The organism is Paenibacillus sp. ClWae2A (assembly GCF_032452295.1).
GTDB lineage: Bacteria > Bacillota > Bacilli > Paenibacillales > Paenibacillaceae > Paenibacillus.
On record NZ_JAULSQ010000001.1, the window covers coordinates 70994 to 89316 of the forward strand.

The following is an 18323-nucleotide window of genomic DNA, read 5'->3' on the forward strand; positions in this document are numbered from 1 at the left end:
TCGAAGCAATGCGCGAGGTGGCAAACAGTGGAACTTCAAGTGACAAACAGCCCTTTTAATCAAGAACAAGTTGAACTGCTTAATCGTCTTATTCCTACATTGACCGATGGACAACGGACTTGGTTGAGCGGATATATTGCAGCAATCCAGGCAAGCGCGACAATAGCGGCTCCAGCTAACCTGGTACAGGCTGCACCCACTACAGGTATTGCACCTGTCAGTGCTCCGCCAGTATCCCGGGAAGTTACCGTGCTCTTCGGTTCACAAACCGGGAATTCCAGTGGCCTATCGAAGAAGCTGGCCAAGAAACTTGAAGAGCAAGGTCTTCAGGTAACGTTGTCATCGATGGGAGATTTCAAACCGAACGGACTCAAGAAAATTGAAAATCTCCTCATCATCGTCAGTACGCATGGCGAAGGCGAACCACCGGATAATGCAATACCGCTGCATGAATTCCTGAACAGCAAACGTGCTCCGAAGCTTGAAAAACTTCGTTACTCGGTGTTGGCTCTGGGAGATACCTCCTATGAGTTCTTTTGTCAGACAGGTAAGGACTTCGATAAACGATTGCAGGAATTGGGTGGTACAGCCCTTGTACCGCGCGTGGACTGTGATGTTGATTTTGATGAAGCAGCTGCGGAGTGGATGAATGAAGTACTGGCATCCTTAAGCAGTACATCTGCTGCTACGAGTACGGTAACCACTGAGGCTGTTACAGCTGCGGTGAGCGGCGGGGAATCCGAATATGATCGCACGAATCCATTCAAGGCTGAAGTGTTGGAGAATCTCAATCTGAATGGCAGAGGATCGGACCGTGAAACACGCCACATTGAGTTGTCTTTGGAAGGCTCCAGCCTGGACTACGAGCCCGGTGACAGCCTCGGGGTATTCCCTGAGAATCATCCGCGCCTTGTGGAGGAATTGATTGCAGCCATGGAATGGAATGCCGATGAACGCGTGACCGTGAATAAAAACGGCGATCAGGCATCTGTGCACGAAGCGTTGCTGCGTTATTTTGAAATTACAGCGGTGACGAAACCGGTCGTGGAACAACTTGCGAAACTGAATCCTGGGAGTGGCCTGACAGCGTTACTCGCAGATGATTCCGAATTCCGCACGGTCATGAATAGCTGTGATCTGCTGGATCTGGTTCAGGATTATAATCTGAAAGGGATTCCTGCTGGAGAATTCGTAGCTGCTCTTCGCAAAATTCCGGCACGTCTGTACTCCATAGCGAGTAGTTCGAAGTCTTTCCCGGATGAAGTTCATCTTACCGTTCGCTCGGTACGTTATGAAGCGCGTGGCAGAGAACGTTACGGTGTATGCTCGGTACATCTGGCTGAACGAATCGAAGTTGGCGACACCCTGCCTGTATATATACAGCATAACCCGAATTTCAAACTGCCTGAGAACCCGGATACACCGATCATCATGGTTGGCCCAGGTACAGGTGTAGCGCCGTTCAGATCTTTCCTTGGTGAGCGTGAAGAAACAGGAGCAGAGGGCAAGACATGGCTGTTCTATGGAGATCAGCATTTCGCCACTGACTTCTTGTACCAGACGGAATGGCAGCGTTGGCTCAAAGATGGTGTACTCACTAAGATGGATGTGGCCTTCTCACGTGATACGGAACAGAAAGTGTATGTACAACATCGCATGTTGGAACACAGCAAAGAGTTGTACCAGTGGCTTCAGGAAGGTGCAAGCGTATATATCTGTGGTGACGAGAAAAAAATGGCACATGATGTGCATGCTGCGCTCACCACGATTCTTGAACAAGAAGGCGGTTTATCGCCTGAGCAGGCATCGGAATATCTGACACGGTTACAGCAGGAGAAACGTTATCAGCGGGACGTCTATTAATTACCGGCCCAGCCGGATTGTACCATCCCGCAGAGACGAGAGGAGAAAGCAGCATGGTTTATAATAACTTACTTAACCCACAGCGCACGAATAGTGATGTGGAAGATATAAAGATCAAAAGTGATTACTTGCGCGGAAGTCTAACCGAAACGTTGGCTGATCGCATCACGGGTGCAATTCCAGAGGACGACAACCGTCTGATGAAACACCACGGCAGTTATATGCAGGATGACCGCGACCTGCGTAATGAGCGTCACAAATCCAAGCTGGAGCCTGCTTACCAATTCATGTTGCGTGTACGTGCGTCCGGTGGGATTGTAACCCCGGAGCAGTGGTTGATGATGGACAGAGTGGCGCATAAATATGCGAATGAGACGATTCGTCTGACCACACGTCAGTCTTTCCAACTGCATGGCGTACTGAAGTGGGATCTTAAGAACACCATTCGTGAAGTAAACGATTCGTTGTTAAGCACACTGGCTGCATGTGGTGACGTAAACCGTAACGTGATGTGTAACCCGAATCCGAATCAATCCGATGTGCATGCTGAAGTGTACGAGTGGGCATGTCAGGTGAGCAATCATTTGGACCCTCGCACCCGGGCTTATCATGAGCTGTGGCTGGACGGAGAGAAAGTGATTGATTCCCAGGACTCGGACGAAGAAGTTGAACCAATCTATGGCAAAGTGTATTTGCCACGGAAGTTCAAGATCGGTATTGCTGTACCACCATCCAATGATGTGGATGTCTATTCACAGGATCTTGGTTTTATTGCTATTGTGGAGAACGGCAAGCTGCAAGGCTTCAACGTTTCCGTAGGCGGCGGTATGGGGATGTCTCATGGTGACGCCAAAACCTATCCTCAGGTGTCCAAAGTCATTGGTTTCTGTACTCCGGAGCAAATGATTGATGTGGCAGAGAAAACAGTTATGATTCAGCGTGATTATGGAGATCGTGCAGTTCGTAAACATGCTCGTTTCAAATATACGCTGGATGACCGTGGTGTGGAGTGGTTTGTCGAAGAGTTGACCAGCCGTCTGGGATGGAAACTGGATGCGGCACGTCCGTATCATTTTGAGACTAACGGAGATCGATATGGTTGGGTAAAAGGTAATAATGGCAGATGGCACTACACGCTGTTCATTCAGAATGGTCGTGTAAAGGATGTTGATGGATATCCTCTCATGACGGGTTTACGTGAAATTGCCAAAGTGCATACGGGTGATTTCCGTCTGACTGCGAACCAGAATCTGATCATCGGTAATATTAGCAGTCAGAAGAAGAAAAAGATTGAAGCGCTGATTCAGCAATACAATCTGACCGATGGAGCACATTACTCTGCGCTGCGCAGAAGTTCCATGGCTTGTGTTGCGCTTCCGACTTGCGGTCTCGCGATGGCTGAGTCAGAACGTTACTTGCCGTCTCTGATCGACAAACTGGAGCCTGTACTGGACGAGGCTGGGCTGAGAGACGAAGAGATTGTTATTCGGATGACCGGCTGCCCGAACGGATGCGCAAGACCGATGCTGGCGGAGATTTCATTTATAGGTAAAGCACCAGGGAAATACAATATGTATCTCGGTGGCAGCTTCACCGGACATCGCTTGAATAAGCTGTACAAAGAAAACATTGGCGAAACCGAGATTCTGGACACGTTGACTCCAATGGTGAACCAGTATGCCAAAGAGCGTAATGAAGGTGAACATTTCGGAGACTTTGTCATTCGTGCGGGTTATGTTCCTGAAGTGTTGGATGGTCGACAATTTCACGCCTAATGACAGGGTAAGATGAACTGGAATTAGGACTGATTTAGGGCGGAAGCATTCCTTTATGGGGTGCTTCTTGTCTGCTATATATGGAGTGAATAGAGGTAACGTTAGTTGCTGCTGAGAGATTTATGAGAGTATAAACTGAGGCTAATCTTCAAATGGAGATGGATAATCACCGCAGTTATTCCCATTATTTCGTGTATATTAACTTGTTGAAGTACGCTCAACAAGATATAATGGCATAGTAGAAAGCAGATTACATGTTGAAAGTGAGCGGAAACGATATGGGTCGTAAGTGGAATAATATCAAGGAAAAGAAAGCTTCAAAAGATGCAAACACGAGCCGGGTCTACGCTAAATTCGGCGTTGAGATCTATGTAGCTGCCAAGAAGGGCGAACCGGACCCGGAAGCGAACCGTGCACTGAAAGTCGTGCTGGAACGTGCCAAAACGTATAATGTACCCAAAGCCATTATTGATCGTGCGATGGAAAAAGCTAAAGGCAGCGGGGATGAGAACTATGAAGAGCTGCGTTATGAAGGCTTCGGGCCGAATGGTGCGATGGTCATCGTTGATGCACTCACCAACAATGTAAATCGTACTGCGCCGGAAGTGCGCTCTGCGTTTAACAAAAATGCGGGTAACATGGGTGTCAGTGGTTCTGTTGCTTACATGTTTGATCCTACAGCGGTTATCGGTATAGAAGGCAAGAATTCCGAAGAAGTACTTGAACTTTTGCTTGAAGCAGACGTGGATGTACGTGATATCGTGGACGAAGACGATGCTGTAATTGTATATGCAGAACCGGATCAATTCCACGCTGTACAGGAAGCATTCAAAGCTGCCGGTGTTACCGAGTTCACAGTAGCCGAGCTGACCATGCTTGCGCAAAACCATATTGAACTTCCAGAGGATGCACAAGCTCAGTTCGAAAAACTGATCGATGCGCTTGAAGACCTTGAAGATGTTCAGCAGGTCTACCATAACGTAGAGTTCGTGTAAGAGAACGAGGCGATACGTGGTGTGATTGGTCTTTTGGAGCTTTTGTAGCCCTGTTGGATTAGGGAAAATGTTAAGAATTCATCAATTTCATCACTCAGCGAGGGTATACGTGTTAGTTCTTGTTGATTCCTATGATGATGTACGTTTTCTTATCTAAGATGTCTAAGGGCAGTATCTAAACTCACTTTTTGTATGGAAATATCCATATAAGGAGTGAGTTTTTTTGATTAGGAGATCAATAACTATATTATCCGCACTATAAAAGGATATAGAACTAACAATAGAGCATAAGATTGGGATAGGTTGTTTGCAGTCTAATCTGTAGGGAGTCAAAGAAGAAGTCGTTGAAACTTTTATCTCAAAGGACAGGTTCGATTTTCGCCTTTTTCTTATAAGAAAAAATAAAATAACAGCAAGTAAAATCAAATAGTAATCTCTCCATATCTTTATACTAAATGTAGAGCAGTTGAAAAGAGGTGAACAGAGTAATGTACGAGTGGCAGAAACAAATTCAAATCATCGTTGATGAAATTGATAAATGTATTAAAAATGATAGTAATGAAGCTTTGACACTGCGCTTTCTTTCTCGCAGGCTGGGTTATTCCGAGTTTTATACAACGAGAAAATTCAAAGAAATAGCGGGTATGCAATTTAGGGATTATTTACGGCATAGAAAATTAGCTTTTGCACTAAAAGAGGTTCGAGATAGTGAAAGAAGCATGTTGGATATTGCTTTTAATTATGGTTTTTCATCACATGAAGCTTTTACCAGAGCTTTTAAAGGAACATATGGTGTAACGCCAAGTGAATACCGAAAAGCGCCTAAGCCGGTCGTTCTTCGTACAAAAATAAACTCTTTTGACCGCTACTTTTTAGGATTAGGAGAGATTGGTATGTTAAAGTCTACCGATGATATTAAAATTTATTTTGTAACTATTCTCGCACACAAATTTTTGCACATTAAAAACGATGAGAGTAATGGTTATTGGGATTTTTGGCAAAAACAAAGTCTTATTCCGGGACAGGACTGCCATACAATTTGCGGATTACTTGATAGTTTTAAGGGCAAATTGGATGACGATGGTGGGAGCGAAGCTAACAGCGGCGGTGGTCAGATTATGGCATATATAAATGACCCTGACGGTAGATTATGCGATTGGGGTATTCTACGTACAGAGTGTTATGGGATACGTCTTCCTTTGGATTATAAAGGTGAAGTACCGCCACAAATGCTTATGATTGATGTTCCCGAAGCTGAATATATTGTTTTCGAACATGGGCCATTTGATTATGAGCAGGAAAATCGTAGTGTAGAGGAAAAGGTGGAGAAGGCAATGGCAACTTTTGATTTTGAAAATACCAGTTACTGCTTTGATACTTCCCCTGGTAGAATCATTTATTGTTATCATGATCCGGAGCGGTTTTTAAAGTATATCAGACCAGTAAAAACACAGGTTTCTGGAGTGAAGTAAAAGCTTTCGTGACTTCTTTATCTTTTGGGAGGACGCTTGGGCCGATATGGGAGACTTGAGATGTTCAGCAGGTCTACCATAACGTAGAGTTCGTATAAGAGAACGAGGCGATACGTGGTTTGATTGCATGAAAAGAGTGTCTGACCAATCTGTGGGATTGGTCAGACACTCTTTTTTGTTCGTTTACGAGTCAGACTGCAACGTGCCAGGGGACTGCTCTGATTTTTCCGATTTCCCACCACCGAACTTGAATAACACAATTCCTCCAACAATGACAAGTACACCGAACAGTTGATTCCACGAAAACGGAATTTGCTCCAGACCTAGCCATCCCATGGAATCAAATAGGAGTGCAAAACTCAATTGGGATGTTAGCACGATAGAGATGGCATACGTGGGACCAAGCAGCTTCATGCCTTGCACGAGACAGAAGACCACGCCAACGCCGATGGCTCCACTGAGCCAGTACCAGGGTTGCATATGCTGGAAGCTGAATGTATTCTTGCCCTCCACTAGCAGAGAGATGAGGAATGAAGCAATGAATCCGGTGAAAAGAACCATCGTTGTTGTAGACCATGAGCCGGTGCGTTCATTAACTTTGCTATTAAAAATCGTTTGCAGACTGACAAGTGCACCTGCCAGTAGTGCAAGCGAAATACCTGTGATTAACATGGTTGTCGAACTCCTTATTCATAAATGTTGTGACCTGCTATTTCACGTATACCCGCCCGGTCCTTGATCATAATCAATCCCTGATGTCGTTCAATTAACCCGTCTGCACAGAGCTTCTGGATGACCCGGTTCAGGTGTCGGTAACTGGTGCCGATCAGATTCGCGATGTCGGTCAGATTGAACGCGTCCAGCTCTTCGTGAACGATACTGCCGGCTTCTTCTGTCGAGATGGAGAGCAGGTAGCTGGCTAGACGAACCTCCACCGGGTACATCAGGTTGAAATTGGAAAAGTTCGAGTCAATGTAGAATTTGTGTGAGATGATTTTGAGCAAAAATTTAAGTAAAGGTGCATAATCGCTGGCAAGCTCAGCGAGCCATTGATAATGAATACGAAGCATCACCACAGGTGACACGGCCTGAACCGTATTAACAATATCGCTTTCACGGACATACTCTATGTCACCGACGACTTCAAGCGGTGTCTTGAAGCAAAGCACGAGCGTTTTGTCCTGAGCGGAGGTGGTAAAAATCTTGATTTTACCCTCGACCAACACGTATAAATATTCGGAAGCCTCCCCTTCACGACAAATCAGTTCACACTTCTCGAAGTGGCATAACGTCATATGTGTACGCAGGGGCTCGTGAAATACTGTTTCGAGTTGATATTGCTTCAGATACTGCACTAATTGTTGCTCGTTATGGATCTCTTGCACGCTGTTGTTCACCCCCGACTATATTCTAGAAAGCTACAGTTTCATAATGATGACGCCTGTAATCATCAAGGCAATGCCCAGGAATTGAGGCAGTTTCATCTTTTGTTTCACAACGCCGAACCATCCGTTACTATCCACCAGAAAGGTTAGGAACAGCTGAGCAATCAACAGAGCAGAGATCGTAAACGTAACCCCAATTTGCTGAATTGCCGTCACTTCGCTGAAAATAATGACGGCGCCAAAAGCACCTCCAGCCAGGTACATGGGTTTTACTTGTTTGAGTCCTTGAAGGTTGGTGTCTCTAACAAACATTAGGATCAGCGCCGCTAATATGAATCCTGTCAGTTGTGTAATCGTAGCGGCCTGCCATGTGCCCATGTCGGTGCTAATCCGAGTATTGGCAACCCCTTGGAGTGTGATACACGCGCCGCCCAGTAATGCAAAAATAATTCCTCTCATATGTACGCTCCTTATTAAATCACTTCGACTTCTATTATTAAATGATAATTTGACTCTGAACGCCAAGGACAAATGTCCTGACCTTTGAAGTCACAGCATTTAGAGTACAATAAAGAACCCCGAAAATCCAGATGGGGTATGAAGAGATGCGTGGCATATATGCTCAGTACTCATTTTTCATCATAATCTAGCTATCCAAGAAACTATCCAAGAAATGAAAAGAGAGTCTGCCGACTCGACCCCGAAGCGTTGAAAGTACACAAGCTCCGGGGTACGCTGGGCAATGAGATTAGAACCAATCAGCTAGATCCTCTCCGTACACATCAAATTCATATCATTAGATCACAGTGTATAAAGGCTTCTCGCCTACAAAACGAACAGACAATTCGGGAAAACGTTCTGCCAACCTGTCTGCTAATAGCTTCATTCCCGGGGCCTCACTCTCAGCATGTCCCATCATGATTAGTGCCTTGGACTTGCCTTGTTGCACGGCATCACGGATATATTCCGGTGTCTCCCATTCGAATCCTTCTCCAGCAATGATGAGGTCCAATTGCTCGTTCTGAATCAAGGGAATCGTCACATGTCCATTGCCACGAAAACCTACCAGTACCGCTGCGCGTCTACAGATTATTTCCGCATTGCCTGCAACGCGTACATAATCGATGCCCAGGGAACTTTTCATATGGTGAGCAATAGCTTGGGCGGTGCTTCCTCCCGGAAAACAAAGGATGTCTGCTTCCGGTAGTTGTTGCTCCACATAAGAGGACCACCCCAAGGCCTGAATCAGTCCTTCGGTAATGCCATCCGGTTGGAATCGGTGGATGATATCATGACATCGATAGATGGAAATGCCTGCATGGTCAATCAACTTTCTTTTGTCCACATAAACCGAATCATTTGCAAGCCAATCCGTATGACTGTGATGGTTGTAAAACGGAGATTCATGCGCAATGATCAAGTTCGCACCTTGCTGAATGGCTTGTTCAATAACATAATGTGTGGGCATAAAAGCAATGATAATCCCTGTGACCTTACGATCAAGTGAGCCCGTAATGAGCTGATCTACCGTGTTTTCCGGCAATTCAATGTTATCTGTGAGATGAAGTACAACGTCTTGAACTGTAAGATCCATAGAATGCATTCCTCCAATGACAGGATATAACGTTAGTGTACCATGTTGACATCTGAAATCTACTGCCTTCCAGATTATAGGGGTCATTTTTATTGTTTTCGGTTAATACTAAAACATACAGATTACAGTCAGTTAAGATAACAACGGGGGAATGTATTGGCTGTATGCGGATGTTGGATTCATATAGTTTTCTCAAACAAGAATAAGTATACTTACATAGAGTCTTTGCTTGTATTAAATGGAGCTGAGTGCAAGGAAAGCAGTTTCTATTTCAATATACTGAGAATCAGTTGAGGATCAGCATTCATTTGCAACAACAGAACAGATTGTGAAAGGGGATAACTACGATGACAGCAACAACTATTATGGAACGTCTGAAGAGCGAGACAGCTCATTATCACAGACAAGTAGAACAGAACCCTTATGCAAAAGCCATTATGAATCAAACTGTGACTATAGAAGAATATAGAACGTATTTAGAGAAATTTTATGGATTCCTGAAACCGCTGGAGGATCAGGCTGTGCAGCAGCCTTTCTGGGGAAGTACGGGACTGGATATTGAGATTAGAGGCAAGGCTGGACTCTTGGAAAAAGATTTACGAAATCTGGGTGCCAGTGAAGAAGAGATCACTCAACTTCCGCTATGTGAAGAACTGCCGGATATTTCAACACCTGCCCGTTTGTTCGGATATCTGTATGTAATTGAGGGGTCCACGAACGGTGGACAGATTATGACCAAACGATTGTCGCAGTTCCTGCCCATTGAAGCTGATCGCGGATTGGAATATTTCAACGCCTACGGCTCAGAGACAAGAACAAGATGGAGCGAGTTTACGGATTTGCTGCAGCAGTCCATAAGCACGCCAGAAGATCATGACAACATGGTACACAGTGCCTCAGAGACATTCCGACTACTGGACCAGTGGATTAATACGGACAAGTAACGTCCCTTTTCATCAACCCGAACGCCTGTAGGGCGGACTTTTTTTCATTATTTTTAAAGGTATCTATATAAGTTGATTTAATCATTTACACCTAACGGAGAGGACAGAAAAAAGCTGGAAAAGCGAAGCGTTCGCCTAAAGCTTTCTGCAAGAAAGCTACATCGTAAGCATACGCGTATAACCGGATTTTTCCCTTTCTTAGAAAAGGGAATCGAGAAAATCTGGGGTAACAGCGATTGGAAGGTTATTCTGTCATCGTAGTATCGTGTAAATAATCATTAATTCAACTTATATAACATCATGAGAGGGGATTTTCCTGGCCATGGCCGAACCGAAGTCCAAGAAAGAACAAAATTTGTTGAACCGCACATTGCTTCATCAGGGAACATACACAACTGATCCGATAGATTTGAATAACTGTGATAAAGAACCAATTCATATCCCCGGTTTTATTCAACCTCATGGTGTTCTTTTGGCCATCAATACCAGTCTTACGCCAACTATTGTTCAATGTAGCCAAAATACGGAGGACCATCTGGGTATTGCCTATGAGGACGTTTTGGGCATGTCTTTGGAAAATCTGATTGGCGAGGAAGATGTACGCAAACTGTTGGCTAGCAGCTTCAATGCAGATGTAACCTCTGATTTGCATTACATGGACCTGACCATTAAGGTATCCGGTGAGGACCGGGTCTTCTCCTCTGTTCTTCATGAAAGTGAAGGGCTGCTCATTCTCGAGATTGAGCCTTTTTATGAAAAAGAGAACATGGAGACTACCGACTTTGAGTGGATATCCCGATTCTTCGGTCGGATGAAAAGCACAGACAGTCGCGTGGAAGCAAGTCAGATTGCGGCTGAACAGGTGAAGGAAATGCTCGGTTATGACCGAGTGATGATCTATGAGTTTGACGAGCAATGGAATGGTAAAGTTATTGCTGAGGCGCGTGAACAAGAACTCGAACCATTCCTTGGACATCACTATCCGGCTTCGGATATTCCAAAACAGGCTCGGGAATTGTATCTTCGCAATTGGCTGCGAACCATTGTGAATGTCAATTATAAACCCGTCGAGATTGTGCCTATGCTTCAACCGCTTACTGGCAAACCGCTAAATTTGAGTCTTTCGGTCCTGCGTAGCGTATCTCCTCTTCATATCGAATATTTGCATAATATGGGTGTAGGTGCGACTGTAACGATCTCGCTCATTCATAACAATCAGCTGTGGGGACTCATTACATGCCATCATTATAAGGCCAGATATGTACCCCATCGCGTACGGAATCTGTGCAATTTCCTGGGGGCGTTCTTCTCGAATGAATTGTTCCAGCGTCAGCAACTCGATGATTATCAAGCAGAGATTCAATCACGTGAAGCTGCTTCACGAATTGCCAACATTTTTATCGGAAACACCAGTCCTGCCCGAGTACTTGAGGAATTACAGGGAGAAGAAGAGACGGTGTTAAATCTGATGGGTGCTGCCGGAGCAGCAATCTGTTATCAGGACAAGTTATTGTTATATGGTGAAACACCAAACAGCGGCCAGGTTCGTGAACTGGCAGGTTGGCTTGCAGGAAAGTCCGAGGATTATAGTTATTACACGTCGAAACTGAGTTTAGAGTATGAAACATCCAAAGCTTATCAGGATAAAGCTTCCGGGGTTATTTATGTTGCCATTTCGCCGGGACAGCATAACTACATGATCTGGTTCCGACCTGAGGTTGTCCAAGTTGTTGATTGGGCGGGTGACCCAGCCAAAGCGGTGCTCAAGACGGATGACGGCATGCGGTTGTCCCCTCGTAAATCATTCGAGAAATGGCGTGAGGTTGTAAAATCAACTTCGTATCCATGGACATCCAAAGAGCTGAGCGTGTTACCTTTACTCAAAACCATTGTACGTCGGCAGACAGAAAACCAGTTGGTTCAGGCCGAAGAACAGGCACTGCAGAACGCTCGTATTTTGCGACAAAATGAACAGCGTTATTTGCAGTTAATGGATTACTCGCCCGTGGCATTCTTTACTCTGACTGACGGTCAGATTATCTACTGTAATACAAAGGCTGCTGAGCTGCTCGGGTTCGAGAGTTCCAAAAACCTGATGGGCAAGGATTTCAGAGAATTTATACCTGACAATACGAGAGTCACCTTGCAGCAAAATTTTGAGGAATTAAAGCTTAATCACACAAGTTTGATTACCAGCCAGTCTTATTTCACTACAGCGGCAGGTACCTCACTGTTGCTTGAAGTTACACTCGCTGCTGTTACGCATGCAGGGAAACCTTCTGTGATGGTCCTACTTCACAGCGGAGCGTCTCACCATGAACAAGATTTTTACACCGAAACGACGAGCCAGCTGCAAAATTATCTGAACACAGATCCGTTAATAGATATGCCGATTCAGACGGTGTTCAAATCTCAGCTTCAGGATGACTGGGATGACTGTTTAAAGGAGATATGCAGTCTGGGACTGCTCATTATAGATATTGATGATTTCCGTTCATATAACGCGGCATACGGACTTCAGGGAGGCGATCTGTGTCTGCAATGGATCGGTGAGGTACTTACCGTGGTCAGTGAGCAGCACAACGCACTAATATCCCGTCTTCGCGGAGGTACATTCATGTTGAAAATGAAGAGCACAACTTCTGAACATTCAGCACAGCTTGCGGAAGAGATTAGACAACATGTGTTGGCTTTACAGATTCAAAGGGAATCATCGGGTCCAAGTGGCGTGGTAACGGTCAGTGTGGGTGGGGCAGTTTTGGTGCCTGATGAGCAGACAAGTGTATCCGATCTAATTGAAAAAGCCAGTCGTGCGTTGGTACAAGCCAAGAGTGAAGGGAAAAATCGCGCAATTGTCGTGTGATTACGCCTGTGCAACGTTCGATTTGAAACGATACAATCATTATTTGAAAAAAGTTAAATAGACATGATGAAAAAGAGGGCAGAAATGCCTTCTTTTTTGTGTCCAAGAATGTCTAAATTTCGCCACCGCAGACACAGGACAAGTGATATAATGATCCCTATGGATACACTTGTTCGTATTCTGTCTTGAAGGAGGGTGAGATAACGTTCTATGAAAGACAACTCAAGACAATTGGAATTTATGGAGATAGATCTGAGCGAAGAACCTGAAACAGCATCGGTTCCGGTTCCTGATCGTTCAACCATTGTGCAGCAATCTGCACATCATACGATGCAGCATCGTGGAGTCATATTGTCCTCGGAGAAACGTTTTGTAGAGGAAGCAAAGCAGTGGTCAGAGATGGAAGGAGATGTAGCCCCGTGGGTTCCCTTCATGAGTTACTGGCCAACGTATGGCGTGATGAACGAAGCCCAACGCAAGTGGTATTTGTATTGGAGAAAGGAAGTTCGTCAGGGGAGATACCCGGATACTGATCTGTCCTATCTATTTGTTCATATATATGAGTTGATTAACGGCATTGGCTGGCAGAATGCTCAGGATGGTTATGATCAATTAAAGCAGCTATGGGTGAACTACCGTGAACGGCTGCCCCAATTAAATATATATATGCAAGAGTGGATGGTCGATTATGTACTGGTCCATCAGATGGAGATGTCCTTATCCGAGGTCATGGGCCTTTCGGGCGGATACCTGCCAGCAGAGATGCTGGATAGGGAACTGCAACGTATTTTACAGGATAATGTATCGGATATCTCGCTGAATATGCTGCAAAGATACTATGATTACGATATTACACTCAGTAAATTTTATAGAGATGGCGGCAAAGAAGTGATGGAGCAGTACATCCCGCGGGTTATGGCCTTGGTTGATTCGTACCTGGAACGTACGCGACTAGTTGGACTGTTGTCTGAGTGTGATCCTAACGATGAACGCACAATGGAGCGCATCCTGTTTCGCAAAGCAGTCTATGATGATTCGATCTATGGAAGATCGGTATCGTTCAGATATATGCCCATAGGTGAACAGGTTGAATTTGTGCAGATGGTCACGCGGATCTATCGATGTACTGAAAATAAACTTCGTGAACTGCTCGGATTCAGAGGCCGATTGCGAGGACAGACTCTTGAACCCGAACTTGCAAATCTGATTGAACGGTACCTGGACAAAACATATGCGATCGAACAGGCGGAGTCTGTGGAACAACCGATGATTCGTATTGATTCAGAGAAACTGGCATCGTTACAGCAGGAAAGTGAGTACGTGCGATTGGCGCTTACAATTGAGGATGAGCACCCTTCTGAAGTGAAGGATGAAGAAGATAACAACGCAAATGTTACAAGTAATCCATTCGATGTACTGGAAGCAAGGGATGAGATCACTCCAACTGAAGATTCCATGGAGCCAGCTCCATCTGTGGTAGAGATTACAACAGGAGTGTCAGCAGAATCAATTGGGCTGCAATGGGACGTGGGGGCAGAGGCTGATTTGGATGAAGAATGGCTGCTCTTTGCCCAGGAACTCTCCCCTCAGCAGGTGCAAACGATTCATGTTCTACTTGGCGCAAGTCCAGATACGGAGCTGATGCGTCTGGCTGAGCAATATGGAACGATGCCTACGCTTCTGCTGGATGAAATTAATGATGTGGCTATGGAAACGATCGGTGATCTTCTGATTGATGGTGATCGGATTGTTCCTGATTATATAGATGTGTTCGAACATGTGAAGAGGTGATACGCAGTGACAGAACTTAAAATACCAAAGCGGCTGACCACCGCACTTGTAAATTCATTGACGGCGGGTGTAGTCCCGCGAATTGGACTGGAGCAGATTGCTGTTGGTCGGAAACCGGAAGTGGAAGCCATTTTGCGGGATATGGACAATATCGCTGAGGGCGGCGCAGCGTTTAAACTCATTACGGGTCGTTACGGCAGCGGTAAAAGCTTTCTTTTGCAGATGATTCGTAATTATGCGATGGATCGGGATTTTGTTGTGGCAGATGCGGATCTGTCACCTGAGCGACGATTGGTGGGGACCAAGGGGCAGGGACTTGCGACATATCGCGAACTGATGACTCGTCTGTCTACACGCACACGCCCGGATGGGGGAGCGTTGGAGCCGATTTTGCAAAAATGGATCGCAGGGCTACAACAATCCACCATGCAGAGTCAGAACTTGCGCCCGGATGATCCCGCTCTGCCGCTGGAGGTAGAGAAGCAGATCTATGCGGTGACGGGGGAGATGCAGAATCTGGTTCACGGTTTTGATTTTGCCAAGGTACTGGCTTCATACTGGAATGGGTACAAGCTGGCTGATGATGATCGCAAACAGGCGGCCCTTCGCTGGCTTCGAGGAGAATTTGCAACCAAAACGGAAGCGAAAAAAGAACTGGCTGTTGGCGTCATTATCGACGATGACAACTGGTACGACTACTTCAAATTGTGGTCTGAATTCACAGCGCGCATTGGTTATAAAGGATTGTTGTTGTTCATTGATGAAGCGGTGAATCTGTATAAAATTACAAATAGCGTCTCCCGTCAAAGCAACTATGAGAAATTGCTGACCATGTTCAATGATACGATGCAGGGCAAGGCGGAGCATCTGGGCATATTTGTGGGCGGTACGCCGCAATTTGTGGAGGATGAACGACGCGGACTATACAGCTATGAAGCGCTTCGCTCCAGGCTTATTGATGGACGTTATGCGACCAAAGCGTACGCGAATTATACAGGCCCGATTCTGAAGCTTGCGATGTTATCGCATGAAGAGATTCTGATACTGCTCCAGAAGCTGCGGCAGATTCATGCCCTGCATTTTGGATACAGTGCAAGTCTGACGGATGAACAATTGGTTGATTTTATGCAAACGGCGGTGAACCGGCTGGGTGCGGATGAATTGCTGACCACGCGTGAAGTGGTACGCGACTTTATGGATGTACTGCATACGTTACACCAGAATCCTGAAGTGACTTATACTCAATTACTTGGCGAGCGGGTTGCCAAACCTCAGGAAACGGGTAAAGGGGCAGATGCTTCCGCAAATACAGATGATCTGGACGATTTCCTGGCGGAGTTTGAATTATGAGTGATAATCCATTCTATCGGCTGGCGCCGTTTGTTCAGGAATTTATATATAAAAAAAGATGGGAATCGCTTCGGCCTGCCCAGATTGAGGCCTGCAATATCTGTTTTCATACCCCGCATCATATGCTGATTGCGGCGGGAACGGCCTCCGGCAAGACGGAGGCGGCTTTTTTTCCTGCATTGACCGAGCTGTATGAACGGCCTTCCAAGTCGGTTGGCATTTTGTACATTGGACCTCTGAAAGCCCTGATTAATGATCAATTTGAACGTCTTAAGGATCTGTTATCCGAAGGAAATATTCCGGTTTGGCATTGGCACGGGGACGTACCTCAGGCGGAGAAAACAAAACTGATGAAGAATCCGTCCGGTGTGCTCCAGATAACGCCAGAATCGCTGGAAGGTCTGCTCATGAATCGACCAAATGCAATCCCGGCGCTGTTTCATGACTTGCGATATGTCATCATAGATGAGGTGCATGCCTTTATGGGTGCAGATCGGGGCATTCAAGTACTCAGCGAACTTGCCAGAATCGAGCGTATGGCTGGCTGTGCACCACGAAGAGTTGGATTGTCCGCTACACTTAGTGACTATGATGCGGCTACATCTTGGCTTGCTGCCGGAACGCAGCAGGGGGTGGATGTGGTCTCTTCTCCAGGTGGTCGCAAGTTGCGGCTGCGGGTGGAACATTTCTCTTTTCCAGACGCGCAGGACGAGGAGCAGGCGGAGCAGCTTCATAACGCACGCAAAGCCTACTACGACTTCATCTATGAGAGCACACATCGTAAAAAAGCGTTGATCTTCACCAACAGCCGAACGGATGCTGAAGTCACTATTCTTGAGATGCGGCGGGTCGCGGCTCGCAGGCAAGAGCGTGATGTGTTCCATGTGCATCATGGAAGTATCTCCGCCATGCTTAGGGAGGAAACGGAAGCTGCCCTACGCACCGGATCGGGGCCCGCGGTTGCTGCGGCAACGGTCACGCTTGAACTGGGCATCGATCTGGGCGAGCTGGAACGTGTGGTTCAGCTCGGTGCACCGTATAGTGCGTCCAGCTTTGTGCAGCGTCTGGGACGTTCGGGGAGACGAGAGGATATGGCATCGGAGATGCTTTTTGTATGTCCGGAGGAAGAGGATGAGGAAGCACAATTACCAGCACGCATGCCGTGGACGTTAATGCGTGCGATTGCTGTTATCGAACTATATGTAAAAACGAAGTGGGTCGAGCCGCTGGAAGCTCGCAAAATGCCCATAGGTGTGCTCTACCATCAGACGATGAGCATGTTGAAAAGTATGGGAGAGGCTGAGCCGAGAGATCTTGCTGAAGCCATCCTTTCGCTGGCTCCATTTGCGTTGTTTAGACCTGATCAATATCAGGTATTCCTGAATTACCTCATCGATACAGATCATCTGCAATGGACAGAGGATCGAACATTGATCATCGGTCTGACCGGTGAGAAAATTGTGAATAATTATCGCTTCTATGCAGTGTTCAAGGACGATGAGGAACATAAAGTACTAAACGGCTCGGAAGAGATTGGTTCGATTACAACCGTACCCCCACCTGGCTATTGCTTCTCGCTCGCAGGCAAACTGTGGAAAGTGGAAGAAGTCGATCACAAGCACAAGGCTGTGTATGTGAAGTCTGCAAAAGGTAAGGTAGATACGTTATGGCTTGGAGCGGGAGGAGATATTCATACGTCGGTAGTACAGAAAATGCGTGAAGTGTTGTCCGACTCGACCATCTATCCCTATTTGTCACCACAAGCCGTCAATCGACTTGAACGGGCGCGCCGCCTAGCTCGTGAAAGCGGACTATTGAAGCAGGTCGTCATTCCGGCAGGTGGAGATTCGATGTATGTTCTTCCTTGGGTTGGAAGTAAATCATTCCGTACATTGGAGCGCCTGATGAAGCATAATCTGTCCAAGAAACTTGCCTTGCGTTCGGTTGTGCCCATGGAGCCATATTATTTTGTGGTGTCCGGCAAGGTCGATGAACGAACATTGTTAGCCGAGATTATGAGTGAGTGTCGGGCGGCTGAAGACGCATCTGCGTTACTGGCTGAAGATGAAGCGCCTTATCTGGGCAAGTATGATGAATTTGTCGCGCCGCCTTTGATTCGTGAGGCTTTTGCCGTGGATGGGCTGGATCTGGATGGATTGAAGGAAGGATTACAGCAAACATTGGAGTGGGACTCTTCAGGCTCCAATCGAGCATGACGTTTTTACGTAATTAGATTGCGCGAAGAATAGTCAGCAATCGAAGCGACTCAGTGTAATAATTTAGTTCAACTT

Annotated in this window: 13 protein-coding genes; 9 read left to right on the forward strand and 4 right to left on the reverse strand. The window is 46.1% G+C overall.

The genetic code is table 11. The features are described 5' to 3' along the window. Positions 1 to 27 precede the first annotated feature (27 nt). The 4 genes from QVE09_RS00305 (at position 28) to QVE09_RS00320 (ending at position 6105) form a co-directional block, all read left to right on the forward strand. Positions 28 to 1863: an assimilatory sulfite reductase (NADPH) flavoprotein subunit gene (locus tag QVE09_RS00305; protein ID WP_315935150.1), complete on the forward strand. Its 1836-nt coding sequence runs from the start codon at positions 28 to 30 to the stop codon at positions 1861 to 1863. 53 nt (positions 1864 to 1916) lie between these two features. Beyond that, on the forward strand, positions 1917 to 3638 hold the full coding sequence (gene cysI / locus QVE09_RS00310) for an assimilatory sulfite reductase (NADPH) hemoprotein subunit (RefSeq protein ID WP_315935151.1): 1722 nt from the start codon (positions 1917 to 1919) through the stop codon (positions 3636 to 3638). Between the two features lie 278 nt (positions 3639 to 3916). Next, the gene (locus QVE09_RS00315; RefSeq protein ID WP_315796303.1) at positions 3917 to 4633 is read left to right on the forward strand and encodes a YebC/PmpR family DNA-binding transcriptional regulator; all 717 of its coding nucleotides are present in this window, start codon (positions 3917 to 3919) and stop codon (positions 4631 to 4633) included. A 488-nt stretch (positions 4634 to 5121) separates the two neighbouring features. After that, positions 5122 to 6105: a helix-turn-helix transcriptional regulator gene (locus QVE09_RS00320; RefSeq protein WP_315935152.1), complete on the forward strand. Its 984-nt coding sequence runs from the start codon at positions 5122 to 5124 to the stop codon at positions 6103 to 6105. A gap of 183 nt (positions 6106 to 6288) precedes the next feature. Here QVE09_RS00320 and QVE09_RS00325 read toward each other — a convergent pair whose 3' ends face one another. The 4 genes from QVE09_RS00325 to QVE09_RS00340 form a co-directional block, all read right to left on the reverse strand. Continuing rightward, positions 6289 to 6777, reverse strand: a complete 489-nt coding sequence (locus QVE09_RS00325; protein ID WP_315935153.1) for a DMT family transporter — start codon at positions 6775 to 6777, stop codon at positions 6289 to 6291. 14 nt (positions 6778 to 6791) lie between these two features. Beyond that, on the reverse strand, positions 6792 to 7490 hold the full coding sequence (locus QVE09_RS00330) for a Crp/Fnr family transcriptional regulator (RefSeq protein WP_315935154.1): 699 nt from the start codon (positions 7488 to 7490) through the stop codon (positions 6792 to 6794). 33 nt (positions 7491 to 7523) lie between these two features. Then, entirely contained in the window at positions 7524 to 7949 is a 426-nt protein-coding gene (locus QVE09_RS00335; protein ID WP_017688761.1) for a DMT family transporter, read from the reverse strand. A 337-nt stretch (positions 7950 to 8286) separates the two neighbouring features. Further along, positions 8287 to 9084, reverse strand: coding sequence for a Nif3-like dinuclear metal center hexameric protein (locus QVE09_RS00340; RefSeq protein WP_315935155.1), 798 nt, complete (start codon positions 9082 to 9084; stop codon positions 8287 to 8289). Between the two features lie 347 nt (positions 9085 to 9431). Here QVE09_RS00340 and QVE09_RS00345 point away from each other — a divergent pair, with 347 nt between their 5' ends. The 5 genes from QVE09_RS00345 (at position 9432) to QVE09_RS00365 (ending at position 18248) form a co-directional block, all read left to right on the forward strand. Further along, positions 9432 to 10028 carry a biliverdin-producing heme oxygenase gene (locus QVE09_RS00345; RefSeq protein ID WP_315935156.1) on the forward strand — a complete coding sequence of 199 codons (597 nt, stop codon included), beginning with the start codon at positions 9432 to 9434 and terminating at the stop codon, positions 10026 to 10028. A gap of 322 nt (positions 10029 to 10350) precedes the next feature. After that, positions 10351 to 12891, forward strand: a complete 2541-nt coding sequence (locus tag QVE09_RS00350; RefSeq protein WP_315935157.1) for a diguanylate cyclase domain-containing protein — start codon at positions 10351 to 10353, stop codon at positions 12889 to 12891. Positions 12892 to 13101: 210 nt separating this feature from the next. Then, positions 13102 to 14682: a TerB N-terminal domain-containing protein gene (locus QVE09_RS00355; RefSeq protein WP_315935158.1), complete on the forward strand. Its 1581-nt coding sequence runs from the start codon at positions 13102 to 13104 to the stop codon at positions 14680 to 14682. A gap of 6 nt (positions 14683 to 14688) precedes the next feature. Then, positions 14689 to 16032 carry an ATP-binding protein gene (locus tag QVE09_RS00360; RefSeq protein ID WP_076330930.1) on the forward strand — a complete coding sequence of 448 codons (1344 nt, stop codon included), beginning with the start codon at positions 14689 to 14691 and terminating at the stop codon, positions 16030 to 16032. Next, the gene (locus tag QVE09_RS00365) at positions 16029 to 18248 is read left to right on the forward strand and encodes a DEAD/DEAH box helicase (RefSeq protein WP_315935159.1); all 2220 of its coding nucleotides are present in this window, start codon (positions 16029 to 16031) and stop codon (positions 18246 to 18248) included. The genes QVE09_RS00360 and QVE09_RS00365 overlap by 4 nt, the downstream gene beginning before the upstream one ends. Positions 18249 to 18323 lie beyond the last annotated feature (75 nt).